The organism is Vibrio nigripulchritudo ATCC 27043 (assembly GCF_000222685.1).
GTDB classification, from domain to species: Bacteria; Pseudomonadota; Gammaproteobacteria; order Enterobacterales; family Vibrionaceae; genus Vibrio; species Vibrio nigripulchritudo.
Window position 1 is genome coordinate 1 of the sequence record NZ_AFWJ01000034.1, and the last position, 14,067, is coordinate 14,067.

At 45.4% G+C, this 14,067-nt stretch carries 9 protein-coding genes; 6 read left to right on the forward strand and 3 right to left on the reverse strand.

What is annotated here, in order from left to right:
- The 3 genes from RH89_RS04655 to RH89_RS04665 all read right to left on the reverse strand — a co-directional run.
- Window positions 1-1,109, reverse strand: a 1,109-nt coding sequence (locus tag RH89_RS04655) for an EAL domain-containing response regulator (protein WP_004399752.1), incomplete at its 3' end; no start/stop codon positions are given.
- Window positions 1,110-1,123: 14 nt separating this feature from the next.
- On the reverse strand, window positions 1,124-2,416 hold the full coding sequence (locus RH89_RS04660; protein WP_004399757.1) for a response regulator: 1,293 nt from the start codon (window positions 2,414-2,416) through the stop codon (window positions 1,124-1,126).
- The gene (locus RH89_RS04665; protein WP_004399764.1) at window positions 2,413-6,822 is read right to left on the reverse strand and encodes an ATP-binding protein; all 4,410 of its coding nucleotides are present in this window, start codon (window positions 6,820-6,822) and stop codon (window positions 2,413-2,415) included. The genes RH89_RS04660 and RH89_RS04665 overlap by 4 nt, the downstream gene beginning before the upstream one ends.
- A gap of 872 nt (window positions 6,823-7,694) precedes the next feature.
- Here RH89_RS04665 and RH89_RS04675 point away from each other — a divergent pair.
- From RH89_RS04675 to RH89_RS04700, 6 genes are all read left to right on the forward strand, one after another.
- Window positions 7,695-8,291 (forward strand): GTP cyclohydrolase II, encoded by a 597-nt coding sequence (locus RH89_RS04675; protein WP_004399766.1) that lies wholly within the window; start codon window positions 7,695-7,697, stop codon window positions 8,289-8,291.
- A gap of 162 nt (window positions 8,292-8,453) precedes the next feature.
- Window positions 8,454-9,713 carry an imelysin family protein gene (locus RH89_RS04680; protein ID WP_004399767.1) on the forward strand — a complete coding sequence of 420 codons (1,260 nt, stop codon included), beginning with the start codon at window positions 8,454-8,456 and terminating at the stop codon, window positions 9,711-9,713.
- A 67-nt stretch (window positions 9,714-9,780) separates the two neighbouring features.
- Entirely contained in the window at window positions 9,781-11,166 is a 1,386-nt protein-coding gene (locus tag RH89_RS04685) for a di-heme oxidoreductase family protein (protein WP_004399768.1), read from the forward strand.
- 12 nt (window positions 11,167-11,178) lie between these two features.
- Window positions 11,179-12,246, forward strand: coding sequence for an imelysin family protein (locus RH89_RS04690; protein ID WP_004399769.1), 1,068 nt, complete (start codon window positions 11,179-11,181; stop codon window positions 12,244-12,246).
- A complete protein-coding gene (locus RH89_RS04695; RefSeq protein ID WP_004399770.1) occupies window positions 12,227-13,318 on the forward strand; it encodes a DUF1513 domain-containing protein in 1,092 nt (363 codons plus the stop codon). Before RH89_RS04690 ends, RH89_RS04695 begins: the two co-directional genes overlap by 20 nt.
- Before the next feature lie 108 nt (window positions 13,319-13,426).
- On the forward strand, window positions 13,427-14,067 hold a 641-nt coding region (locus RH89_RS04700), incomplete at its 3' end, for a L,D-transpeptidase scaffold domain-containing protein (RefSeq protein WP_004399771.1).

Below are 14,067 nucleotides of genomic sequence, written 5' to 3' on the forward strand. Positions count from 1 at the left end.
CTACAAAAAAAGCCTTGTGCGAGCCCATTTACCTCAGACAAACTTTGCATGGTGGCCCATAGTTTTTGGTCCTCAATCCCTTCCGCGACGGTATCAAATCCCAGTTTTTCTGCCAGAAACAGACTGGCTTCCACGATGGCTCTGGAGGAACGGTTGTGGTTCACGTTTTTAACGAAATCCACGTCTAGCTTCAGTTCTGAAAAAGGGAGATCTTCCAGTAACTTAAGAGAAGAATATCCCGTCCCAAAATCGTCAATTGCCAGTGTGATCCCTTTCATACAGATTCGAGTGGCGGAAGCCAGTGCGCGACCAAGATTCTGCACCACATCGGACTCGGTCAGTTCCAGCCGGACGTGAGTTGGGGAGAGAGTGTTGCTTTCTATGAGCTGCAAAAGGTGGTTCGTGAATTGCTCATTCATTAACTCATTGGCGGTAATGTTAAATGCAAAACGGCGAAACTCGGTATAAGGCAAGTCTCTGATTGCCTGATTCAGAGTTTGAAGGGCAACCGTAGGCAGCAAGCCCAATTGCTGAACCTTATCTAAGAAGAAAAATGGGGAAAGCACACCATAATCGGGATGATTCCAGCGGATGAGCGTTTCGCTTTCCTGCCAGTCACCCGTTTTAAAGTTGACGAGTGGTTGGTAATAAAGCTCAAATTCATGATTTTCCACCGCCTGACGGATTTGCGCCTCGGTGACCTCTATCTGAGAAGAAGCTGAACTCGTACTTAAAGAGGCAGTCTGGTTCAAAAGGTTAGCCAGCTTTTCGGTTGTTACTGGCTTTTCCATCTGCCCAATCAAATTGAGACCATACTGGATGCACATTTTGTTTGCCGCGTTAATCACCATTTCATTTTGCGCGCTGGAGATGATCACATCACCGCGGTAGTTTTGTTCTCCCAGTTTTTGTAAAAGCTCCACACCATCCATAGTTGGCATGTTTAGGTCGCAGATAAGCAAGTTTGGATGATGCTTACCAATGTATTCCAAAGCCTCAGTACCGCAGGAAACGGACGAGATATGGTTAAGACCGGCTTTTTCCAATTGGAGATGTAAGAATTTTCTCTGGAAATCATGGTCTTCGATTATTAATACGTGTCTATCCATACTGACTCCTACAACTATGCAAGCTGGATGGCTTCTTCTTTAGAGTGCTTATTGATCGCTTGCATAATCATCAGCCTTTTAAAAAAGCATAAGACCTTTTTGCTGTTATGGTTAATGCGTTGATGCGTTTTGTTGAGTTCATTGTCATTAGATGAGTGAGCAAGAAGATCGGCTAGGTATAGGTTGGCTAACGGAGAATGTTCCAGCATTGGAGAACTCAACAGGCTGTTGAGAGATTTGTCATCTTTCTCACCCATTTTATGCTTACTCCAGGTGGCAAACAGGGTTTTGTAAACGTCGGAAAATCGGTTATTGACAGCTAAAGGTGTGGAATCCCATAGGAGTTTTGCCTTGTTCCAATTGCCTTTTGCCAGCAAAGAACAAAGCAGGAGCTTGTGTTCTTCATCGAACCAAAGATCCTGAGTTATTGCTGTTTTGATCTTGGCAAGGGTTGCCGAGTCTAATAACTCCGGTTTCTGATGAGTCAGCCACAACGCAGATGACAGGGCGTTTGAATCAGGAGATTTTTCCTCAGCCAGAGAAACCAGCTTGGCTCTGATTTCCTTAACTTTTCCCTGCGCCAGCAAAATAGCCAGTTCCAGCGGGAAATATTCGGCTGCCTGAATGCCACTCTTTTGTTTAATTTCGGTGAGAACATCATTCGCCCGACTGACTTGCTGGTCTTGCAACAAAAGAAATGCATAACCCAGCCCTAGCTTGGGAGTGGGGTGTGATTTGTAGAAAGCCTGAAGAACCATTAAACGATGCTGCAGGGTGGCTTTCTCGTTGCTCGCAAATTGCTCTATTACGTGAGCGACCTTTTTAGGTGATGACGTGGAGCGCAGTGACGTCATAAACCCGTTGATGCCAGACCGATGGTATTCCTCGCAAGCGCGAGCACTCAGTGTCTGTATCTCCAGATTAGTCTGTATGCTGGCGGTGAGTGAGTCCATCCTAAGTGGTTTAACAATATACGAATTGGGTCGATACTGTGAAAACCTCTGAACTACAAGCGAAGAGTTGTCCGCAGTAGCCACGATGATAATGGTATGGGATTGTCTGAGTTGCTGAATGTGTAGCGCTTTAAGAAAGTCTAGACCACTTGCACCTTCACCAAGATTTTGGTCGATGATGACGACATCAAAATCGTGAGCTTTGCAGAGCTGTAATCCTCGTTTTGCGGTCGCACACATGAAGATGTTTTCTGCCTGAAACCCCAATTTCAATATCATGATTCTTGAAGTGCCCCGAATCAGTTCACAGTCATCGATAAGCAGGACTTTTTTGTTTGAGATTGAGTTCATCATGCAAGCTCACTTTCATTGAGCCTATCGGTGAGCCTTCTCACCTCTGAAAACAGTTCTGAATACAGGTGTTCATCTTCTTTGTCTGCTGCCTCTTCAAAGCGAGCAAGCGCTTCTGAAAGCTGCTGGCATTCAAGCATTCTGGCTGCTCCTTTCATTCTGTGTGTTACCTGTTTGATGTCGGCGTGGCTATTGCGAGACAAGACGGAGTTCAGTTCGTCCATATCTTTGTTCTGGCTGGTAATAAACTCTTTAATGATCTGCTTGGCGATCTCCATATCCCCGAAAATGTCACATACTTTCTGTACGTTAATCATCTCTGATGGGCCGTTATCTGACTGCAAAGCCACAGTGTGTTCAGGCTCGGTACTTTCTTGAAGTTCCGTATCTGAAAAATCTAAGAATCCGAAATCAAGCTCAGATTCCTCTTCATTTTCCCCCTGCTCCAAATCGGTATTGGGCGGGTCAATCACTGGTGGAAGTAGCCTCGCAATGGCTTCATCCATTACAGGCATCTTGGTCGGTTTAGACAGGAAGTCATCCATACCAAGCTCTAGGCACTTTTCTTTTTCGCCCTGAATGGCGTTGGCGGTTAACGCGATGATCGGTGTGCGGATCAGGCTTTCCTGACTTTCAAGTTTTCTAATGGCTTTGGTTAAGGCATACCCATCCATTTCTGGCATATGGCAATCTGTGATGATCAGACCATAGTTTTGCTTCTGGAATGCGTCATAAGCTTCTTTCCCGTCGACAAAGATATCTGCGTGATAACCGAGCTGCTTGAGCTGGCTGGCGATGACCTGTCGATTGATCGGGTGGTCTTCGGCAATCAGAATTAAGCGACCAGAATGAATTGCTTCGTCTCGTGTTTGAAGGGGAGCGCTGTCTTCAATATTCTCGATCACCAAATCAGCATCGTTTCGTGCCGGATCAGAATCTATACAATGCTTAAGCTGAGATGGAATAATCGGGTTCGAAGACAGTAACCAATGGTTGTCTTGCGGAGTAGGGGAGAGCATCCCTTTATCCGAAAGCACTAAGCAACGGACATTACTGTGATGAGCCTTCCACCACTCTTCCGTTAACTGGAGTTGGTTGTAATCAACGTCTGAAATAAATAGCAATTCACATTGATGTTTGCTGATTAAGAAATCCAGCTTATCTCGGCTTTGGGTTTCTCCACGGCTGGCGGTTATGTTCCAGTTTTCAAGGTAAGTACACAGCTCTTCTGACTGGAAGAAGTCGTTGATAATTAACCCCTGGAGTGGCGATTTATCCAGTTCTTCAGCACGTTCGATGACATCAACAGGCAGCATGACTTTAAACTGCGAACCAGATCCGATCTGACTGCTGACGGCAATGTCTCCACCCATCTGGTTGATGAGCTGCTTGCTGATGGTTAACCCAAGCCCGGAACCGCCAAATTTGCGAGTAGTGCCTTCATCTGCCTGAACAAAAGGTTGAAACAACCCTTTGAGCGAGTCTTTTTCAATCCCGATCCCGCTGTCGATCACGCGCATCATAATGGTTTGTTTTTGATCGAATTCTTCGACCAAACTGACGGAGAGTCTTACCGTTCCATGCTCAGTGAATTTCACCGCATTATTGAGGAGATTATTCAGAACTTGTCCCAACCGGACTTCGTCGATGCTAATCAGATAAGCAAGGGCAGGGTCTAGCCAGAGTGCGAATTTCAGCCCTTTTGCTTGCGCATGTCTGGCCTGCAACTGAGTGATACGAATGATCAGCGACTCAAAAACGCAGGGCTGTGGGCTCAACGTCAGTTTCCCTGCTTCTATTTTTGAAAAGTCCAGAATGTCATTCACAATGTGCAGCAGGTTATTTGCCGATTGCGAAAGGCTGGTGTGAATCTTCTCTACTTCATCCACAACTGAGTACTGCTCGCACAGTTCCAGCAAGCTGATGATGCCGCCAATTGGGGTGCGGATCTCGTGGCTCATATTCGCCAGAAATCGCGATTTTGCCTCTGTGGCTGAAATGGCTTTCTGACGGGCTTCTCTTAGTTCCTTTTGCTGTTGTTTTAGCTCGGTAATGTCAGTGAGAACCGTGTTCCAGATATAGCTGTCTTCTGTCTCAGTGATTTTGCTCTGAATGTGTAACCATTTTTCTTCGCCATCAATGACTAAGCCAACATCTTGCGACATAAAGCCTTCGTCCAGCGCATGACGCACACATTTGATCAGCTCTTTTTTGTCCTTCTGCCTCATTGGGCTGAAAAAAGTGCGCGGAGATACCATCAACTGTTCAGATTCAATGCCGATCAGATCTGAGATTCCGGCGCTAACAAAAGTAAATTGTATGGAATGGAGGTTTTGCTTGCTCTGAGTGTGTTGAAGTACCGCGCCGATAACATTATCAGCCAGTTTCTGAACCCTTTGCTCGGCATCTTTCGCGCGTTTTCGCGTTAAATGGAGTTCAGTAATGTCGTCCAAAATGGTCACTGTGCCGTCGATCTGATGATCAGGCGTGACATAAGGGCATTTCCAGTAAGCGTAATGTTTCTCTGCGCCATCAATGATCACTTCATTCTCTAGGCGTGGAAGAGAGTAACCACTCAGAATGAGGTTGTCTTCATCCTTGTTGTTAACCAGAGATTCCGTCAGATAACTCAGGTATTTCAGATCGCTTGCAGCTTTGTTTGTACTCTGGATGATGCCGTTGGCATCCCGAACCACGATAGGGAAGGGGATCGCATCAAGAAGAGAGCGTTCGTAATTGACTCGCTTTTTCAGATCTTCTTCGGCTTTTTTACGGTTGAATACTTCTTTCTTGAGTTTCCAGTTCCATGCCATTATCACCAAGATGATAAAGCCAGCGATACCCGCAACGGACAGTAAACCGTATAACACGTCACGCGTTTTCACCCCACTTTCGTAGTTTGCGTTACGCCACTTTTTCTGAATTTCCTGAATACGGCTAGGTGGAATTGCACTAAGAGCTTTATTGATGATGTTGATAAGAAGCTGCTGGTCGTGCTCAACCGAAAAAGAGACGGGTACTTCACTTTCTTTATTCAGCAGGCTTACCACGCGCAATTGCCCCGCATACTGGCTTTGCAGCTTAGGGGAAGCAATAAACAGTGACATCACAGCATTGTCTAACTGTTTGTTGTCTAGTGCTTCTAATACTTCGTCGTCGGTTTTGAATAGCTTGATGTTACAGGTCGGGCAATACTCACGAATAACATCAACTCCAACGGTATCGTCCACAGTACCTATCGTGGCTCCATCAAGCTCCGAGAACATCAGCCCCGCTGTGTAATTTTCGCTTCGCCCTATGACCACCCAAGGCTCCTGCATGTAGGGACGAGAGAACAGATGATCGGCGTACTTTTCTTGTTTGATGCTGGCAGCAGCGTGAATCAGAGGTTTGGTATTAGAATGGTGGTAGTCCAGTTCATCTTCATTCAATGTTTGCAGATTGATGTAATCCCATTTCAGCCCAGTAATCAGGGCAATCTCCTGAAGAATCTCTGCTGATATCCCCTGGTGACCTAGGTTGGCTGAATAAAAATCAATAGGTTTCGAATTCCCTCTGGTGACTACCAGCACACTGGGATGGGTTCCAAGCCATTTCTGTTCAGCTTCTGTCAGAGCTAGAGTATCGTTCTGTACTAATAGAAAGCGTTCTTGTGTTTCATCCAGCCAGTTTTTAAGTATTCCCTTATAACGGGAACTGCGGCGAAAGCTGTTGATGGCTCGGTTAAATTCTTCAACTAACTGGGTGTTAGTGGATTTAGTCGCCAGAAAATGACTTTGAACTGGCAAATCATCAAACAGAGAAATAGAAAGAAAATCGGCGTAAGGACCGGTTTGCAACTGCTGATAAAGCATTAAGCCATCGCCAACCGTCGCGTCAGAGACTTCCATTGCCACTTTGTAGATGGCATCGCTGACGGATTCGGATGGCAAAAGGCGGGAGGATGGATACAAATCTTTCAGGTAGGACTCATTACCAAACTGCCTCACATACGACAGAACCCGACCATTTAGCTCATGATAGAAGCCAATTTGTTCGTGAGACAATCCAATCTGACGCGAAGAAACAATAGGGTTGGTGAATGACAGTGCTACGTCCCGATAATTTGCCCCGTGAGCAGTGATGGCATCCACTTCCTCCTTTAACAACGCGTCATATAGATCCGTGGCGTTGTCGTACGGGACAAAATGTATGTTGCGGTTAACGTAGAACTGAAATTCGTTAATGATACTGGGCAAGAGTCCAGTCACTTCACCTTTCTTCACTGTAGAGTAGGGGGCAAAGTCTTCTTTCAACACACCAATATTAACGGTGTAGGAATATCGCTTCTCTTCTGTCAGTTCTGCTTTTATTGGCAAGCTCAAGACCAATATGCTGAACAGAGATAGGATGTATGTGACGAATTTCATTTTTATTCTCAGTAATCGCAATCGATTAAAGTTTAAAAAAAATGAAACAGGTTCGATATTTACCCGGTTAAACAAGGTGTTAACTTTGTTTAGTTTTCAAAACAATATCAATGATGAATATAGAATGGTCAGGAGGGGGCCAATGCATAACTTCTTGATAAGCTCTATGTTTTATTAATTAGCTCAATCATAATTGCTTGCATAACATTTTTGTTGTCAATGTAATCGATAGTAACGCTTTTTTGATGGTTATAAAGCTGTAAGGTTATGAAGTTTTTGATTTTTTCTTTATTAGCTCAGTGTGGCGCTTGGATTTTTGTGACATTAAGCCAGAAAAACTGCTAAACGTGGCTTGTACTGTATAATAAATGTTACTATCATTCTTATAAATTATTGTAGTTATATAGAAAAAACGCTTCTCACCAAGGGACGATGTTTGTGGAACCAACAATCTCCAATTTACGGCAAATCTTTCAAAATAAGATTCACAATGCGGCTGTTACGCAATCTCCGTGCTCAGGTTCTGCAACCACTTTATCAGTGTTAACAAAAGAAGAACTGTCTGAACTCGAAAATCTATGGGTTCAGCTTATTTTGTGGCAGAAGGAACAGCACTGAATCGAGGCGTTACAACTCCGACTCTTGAAAGCTCGCATTTAGCGAGCTTTTCTTTTTTCAGGCGCTACCAAACGGGCTTGAGCCCTCTTTGAATTAAATGTTACATTATAACAATTATGTACTAGAGACGGATCGAGTGATCGCTTGATTATCCTATCTCGTATCCCCATCTAGTAGTCAGAGCACCTCTGTCATACAATGTATAGAGCTAATATAAAAGTGCAGTAAAGCGCTTAATTCAAATGGGAAGGGTTATGGCGGAAGTACGAGCCAGAATAGAGCTAAAAGTTGGTTCCAAAAGTCACATCGATGCAGAATTATTGTCTTTTCATGGATTGAAAACAGACAAAGAGCACGTCGCAGTCATTTTCAAATCAGCAGATAAAACCGGGGAAACACCACTAGTTCGAATGCACTCTGAGTGCCTAACTGGCGATGTTTTCCATTCTTCGCGTTGTGATTGTGGTGAGCAATTGGATGAAACGATTGAGAAGATGGGTGAATACGGCGGAATTCTTCTTTACCTTCGACAGGAAGGGCGTGGCATTGGTCTGTACAACAAGATTGACGCTTACCGCTTGCAAAGCGAAGGCATGAACACCTATGAGGCCAATAATCATCTGGGATTTGGTGATGACCTTCGTGACTTCACTGAAGCTGCACAAATGCTTAAAGCATTGAATGTGCCTAAGATTCGCCTGATCACTAACAACCCTAAAAAGATCAAAGAGCTTCAGGAACACGGTATTGAGATTGAAGAAGTGGTTAATACCCATGCTCATATCAAGAATGGAAACGAGAGTTACCTAAAAGCTAAAGTCTCCCATGGTAAGCACCTGTTAGATTTGTGATAGATTTATTATTTATTTGAATAAAACCCCACGATTGTGGGGTTTTTTTGTTTTTGTTGCTTGTATTTAAATTGTAACTTTGTATGATCGCAATCAAGGTGCAAATGATAATAATTAGCACTATTACTACAGATAATATTTCGCTCAACAAGGACGATTTCCATGATCTCAAAACGTTTCGTTGCTCGTGCCGTCGCAGCTTCACTCCTCGTGACTAGCGCAGCTTCTTTCGCAGCAGTAACCAAAAGCCAAGTCGTAACCCACTATGCCGATCTTGCTCACGCAGTATTTTCTGATGCAACTTATACGGCTAAGAAACTTGACAAATCCATTGACCAGTTCCTCGCTAACCCTTCTAAAACCTCTTTGGAATCTGTTCGTCAAGCTTGGATTGATTCTCGTGTACCTTACCAGCAGACGGAAGTTTTCCGTTTTGGTAATGCCATCGTTGACGATTGGGAAGGTCAGCTGAACGCATGGCCACTTGATGAAGGTTTGATTGATTACGTATCTTCTGATTACCAGTACGAACTGGGTAATGAAGGTGCTCAGGCTAACATCGTAGCAAACAGCAAAATCCAGGTTGGCTCTCAGGTTGTAGATGCAAGCCAGATCACCCCTCAACTGATTGCAGACCTGAATGAAATTGGTGGTTCAGAAGCAAACGTTGCTTCCGGCTACCACGCCATCGAATTCCTTCTATGGGGACAAGATCTGAATGGCACAAACTCGGGTGCGGGTGAGCGTTCATACACAGACTTTATTGATGGTTCAGGCTGTACCAATGGCAACTGTGACCGTCGCCGTGAATACCTGAAAGCCGCGTCTCAACTTCTTATCCAAGATCTAGAGTGGATGGAAGGTCAGTGGGCACCAAGTCAGGCGGGTAACTACCGTACAGAACTGTTGTCTGAATCTGCTAATAACGGTCTGCGTAAAATGCTGTTCGGAATGGGTTCACTTTCTCTGGGTGAGCTTGCTGGTGAGCGTATGAAAGTAGCACTTGAAGCCAACTCTACTGAAGACGAGCACGATTGCTTCTCAGACAACACTCACAACTCTCACTACTACAACGAACAAGGTATCTACAACGTATTTACTGGTCTGTACAAGCGTGAGAATGGTCAGCTTCTATCTGGTCCTAGCATCTACGACTTAGTAGAGCAGAAAGACAAACAAGCAGCTAAAGAAATTCAGAAGCAGTTTGACCGCGCTCGTGCGCAGGTTGGTCAGCTAGTTGTATCTGCTGAGAAAAACAATCAGCACTTTGATCAGCTGATTGCTGCGAATAACTCTCAAGGTAATGCTTTGGTGAATGACACCATCATGTCGCTTGTCGCACAAACTGGCTCAATTGAGCGTGCAGCGAGCATCATTGGTATTGATAGCTTGAACCCAGACACTGCTGACCACGAGTTTTAATCGCATAAAAATATAATAAAATCCAAGGGCTCTTTATGAGCCCTTTTTACACTTGAGAAAGCCAAGAATGAAGCAGTTTCTAATTCCTACCATTGTTTCAAGCCTAATCGCAACGAGCGTCTTTGCGTACGATACCAAGTCGGGTGGTAACACCAGTGTGAAGAAAGATGGCTCGAATGCCTTTTCTTTACCTGCCAACAACCTGCCCATGACATCGCGTTTAGATTTCAGTGTCGGTAACAGTTTTTTCCGTAACCCCTGGGTTCAGGCACCTGCATCAACCGATGCGAGAGACGGCCTTGGACCACTGTTTAATACCAACGGTTGTCAAAACTGTCATATCAAAGATGGGCGAGGGCATCCCCCAGAAGAGGGTGACGAGCACGCGGTATCCATGCTGGTCAGGTTAAGCATTCCAGCCATGACGCCTGAGCAGAAGAAAGCCTTCATTATGAATGGCGTTATCCCCGAACCAACATACGGCGGTCAGCTTCAGGATTTCGCTCTCCCAGATGCCAAGCCAGAAGGCAAAGTGAATATTACCTATTCTGATGTGGTGGTTACTTTTAAAGATGGCGCACAAGTAACACTTCGTAAGCCTAACTTGACGATCACAAATTTGAACTACGGAGAGATGCACCCGGACACTCAATTCTCGGCACGTGTCGCGCCACCCATGATTGGGCTTGGATTGCTTGAAGCCATTCCTGAAGAAACGATTCTTGCCATGGCAGATCCTGAAGATAAAAACAAAGATGGCATTTCTGGAAAAGTGAACAGGGTCTGGGATGTTCAGGCAGAAGGCTTTGCGCTTGGTCGATTCGGTTGGAAAGCAGGTCAACCTAACCTGATGCAGCAAAATGCCGCAGCATTCAATGGCGATTTGGGACTGACCAGTTCACTGTTTCCAGTCGAGAACTGCACTGAAAACCAATCCATTTGTAATGACCTTCCTCACGGTGGCAAACCGGAAGTGAGCGAAAAGATTTTAAACTTTGTTGAATTTTACTCTCAGCATCTTGCCGTTCCAATTCGTCGTAATACCCGAGACCCTCAGGTTCAGCTGGGTCAGGCCAAGTTTGCTGAAGCGGGTTGCCAGTCTTGTCACGCTGTGAACATTAAAACGGCGAAAAATGATCGCTTACCTGCACTATCAGAGCAGATTATTCACCCTTATTCGGATATGTTATTGCATGATATGGGGGAAGGGCTTGCCGACAACCGCCCAGAGTATCTGGCAAATGGTCGTGAATGGCGTACTCAGCCACTTTGGGGTCTGGGTTACACCAAAGAAGTCAACGGTCACACGAACTTGCTGCACGACGGAAGAGCACGTAACGTTTTGGAAGCCGTGCTTTGGCATGGTGGTGAGGCAAAACCCGCGCAAGAAAATGTATTGAACATGTCCAAAAAAGAGCGAGAGGCGCTGGTGGCGTTTCTTAACTCGCTGTAACAGGAGCCACGTATGAAGAAAACGTTAAGCCTTTGCCTTCTGGCTCTGGTCGGCTGTCAGTCGAACGATGCACAAATGCCACAGGAAATTGCCGTTCAAAGTGGTGGTGAGTTACCTGAAAACAAGCAATATACCAACCTTCACATCAGTGAAGCGGTGTATGATGTTGAGAAAGAAGCCGCATTTCTATTGCTGGCAGAAGCGCAGCAACAGGCGTTAATTTGGCAGCAATACTGTGGTTCGGAAGATCTTACAGAGGACTCACTGAAGTCAGCGTGGCACAGCACCATGCTCCGTTGGATGGCGCTTCAGGGGCAAGAACGCGGTCCTGAAAATGCGTTAAAAGAGAGCTGGAATATGCAATTCTGGCCAGATAAGAAAAACACCACGGGTCGGAAAATGTCGACACTGGTTAAAGCCGATAAAGCATGGTCCGCCAATGAGTTATCGCAAATGAGCGTTACGGTTCAGGGGCTAGGCTCAATGGAATGGCTTCTGTATGACAAGGCGTCTCCTATCCATAAAGACAAGATCAAGGCTTGTGATAGCGGGTTGGCTATCAGCCAGAATATCGCAGACAAGTCCGATAACATTGCTGACGCATGGCAGGCAAACCCATGGAAAACTCTGGACGGCAAGAAATGGCGTACCGAGTACCTCAGCCTGTTGTCTAATCAGCTTGAGTACAGCATGAAAAAAATGAGCCGCCCTCTGGCGAAAGTCGGGAAGCCTCGTCCTTACTTTGCCGAATCATGGCGCTCTGAAACCTCCCTCTCGAACTTAAAAGCCAATGTTGAAGCCATGAAAGCGCTTTATATAGCGCATGGCTACGGGCTAGATAAAGAGCTGAGAGACAGAGGACGTATTCAGCTAGCAGACAGCATTGTGGAGCAATTTGATTTAACGTTGGATACGTGGCCAGAAGAGTCCAGCATGTTTGCCATGCTGAAATCGAAAGAAGGCTACAGAAACGTATTAGCGCAGTTCAACAAGCTTGAGCATTTGAAATATCTCATCCATGAAGAGGTCGCAATCGAATTGGGTGTCGTCGTAGGGTTTAATGCAACAGATGGTGACTGATCAAACAAGAAGAAGGCTGCTTAAAGCAGCCTTATTTGGCGCTTCAGCGCCTTTTTTATCTTTTGGGTGCGCTTCCACTTCCAGCCAGCAAAATACGCCAGCTCTGATTGGTTGTTCTATTCTGGGTCGGGATAAGTTCTTTGCAACGGTTGCCGATATCAACGGTAACCCCATCCATCAACTCACTTTGCCTGCCCGTGGACATGGCATTGCCATTCACCGCGCTGGAAGTACGGCAGTGGCATTCGGTCGCAGACCGGGGACATTTTTCCAACCGTTTGATTTCGTTAGCGGCGCAGCAAAACCCATCGTTTCATCGGGTCCTAATCGTCATTTTTACGGTCACGGTGTTTATTCTCCGGATGGTCGCTGGCTTTATGCGACAGAGGGGGAAAGAGGAACAAGCCGCGGGATTATCGGTGTATACGACGTTCAAAATAGCTACCAGAAAGTAGAGGAATTCACCGGATTTGGGCTGGGTCCTCACGAGGTCATCATGCTTCCGACTGGTGATCTGGCGATTGGAGTCGGTGGTGTTCATACCAATGGAAGAACACCGATGAATCTTGAAACCATGTCTCCAACTCTGACATATTTGTCCTCTACCGGAAAAGTATTGGAACAAGTGTCGCTTTCCGACAATAAACTGAGTATTCGCCATCTTGCACATAATGGCCAAGGTATGGTTTTCTGTGGTCAGCAATATCGCGGATCGCCAGACGATTATCCAGCACTGTTAGCTGCTCACCAAATGGGGAAACCAATGGTCGAGTTCAAAGCTGAACCAGAACAATGGGCGAGATTCAACCATTACATTGCTAGCATCGCCGCCACAGGGGATTGGGTGCTTGCCACCTCTCCACGAGGAAATTGTTATGGTATCTGGCAATTATCTACGGGTGAACTGCTGGAAATTGAATCTCTGCCTGATGCGTCAGGTGTTGTTGTGAATGATAATTCTTTCAAAATTAGCTCAGGTGTGGGAAGGGTGGTTTCCCATTCTTTAGCTGGAGTTGAAAAAAAATATTCATCAGGTATTCATTGGGATAACCACTGGTCGGCGATAATCTAATAAACGATACAAGTTTTTGCTGCAATTTTTGCCATACTTTAGGAATACATTTATTAGTAACTATGATCCAGGGAGCGGGCTATGAGGTTAAGGAAATACTTTTATTTCATGATCATAGCTATGCTTCCACTGGTTTCCAGCGCTAACAGTTACTACGCCACAACCTGGGTGAATAGCTCAACACCAGCTCATACACCTCTGGCTCACCAACCTGTCATTACCGCGCTTTATCACGAGTATCAATATCAGCCTATCTGGTTTCAGTACGACGCGATTGAAGCCTTCGAAACGCAGCTTGAACACCTTGCTCTGTCTGATGTGAGTGAGCTTTTCTATAAACGTTTGATGACGCTAAAAGAAGCGCGATATCACAATCGCTGGCAGGAATACGACGTGCTGGCGACAGACACCTTGTTGAGTTACATCAGCTATACCGAGCTTTCACAGTCTATGGGAAAGGGCTGGTTTTTTGGTGGACGAGTTCCAGCCATGCTGCCCACTCCATCAGGTTCTAGCTTTGAGACCTTTTATAACGCAGTAATGTCCGATTCGTTGGTTGAATACATTGAAGGGTTGAAACCTCAATCGCCACTGTATTCTGATTATGTAACCGCTATCTATGAGCTGAAACCCTGGTTAAACGTCTATTTGAGCGACTACAGCCAGAAAAAGCGCTTCACCCGCAAAGGAGATGTACTGTCACACAAACGGGTGCTGCTTAATCGCCTGCAGGTGCTAGGTTATGACGT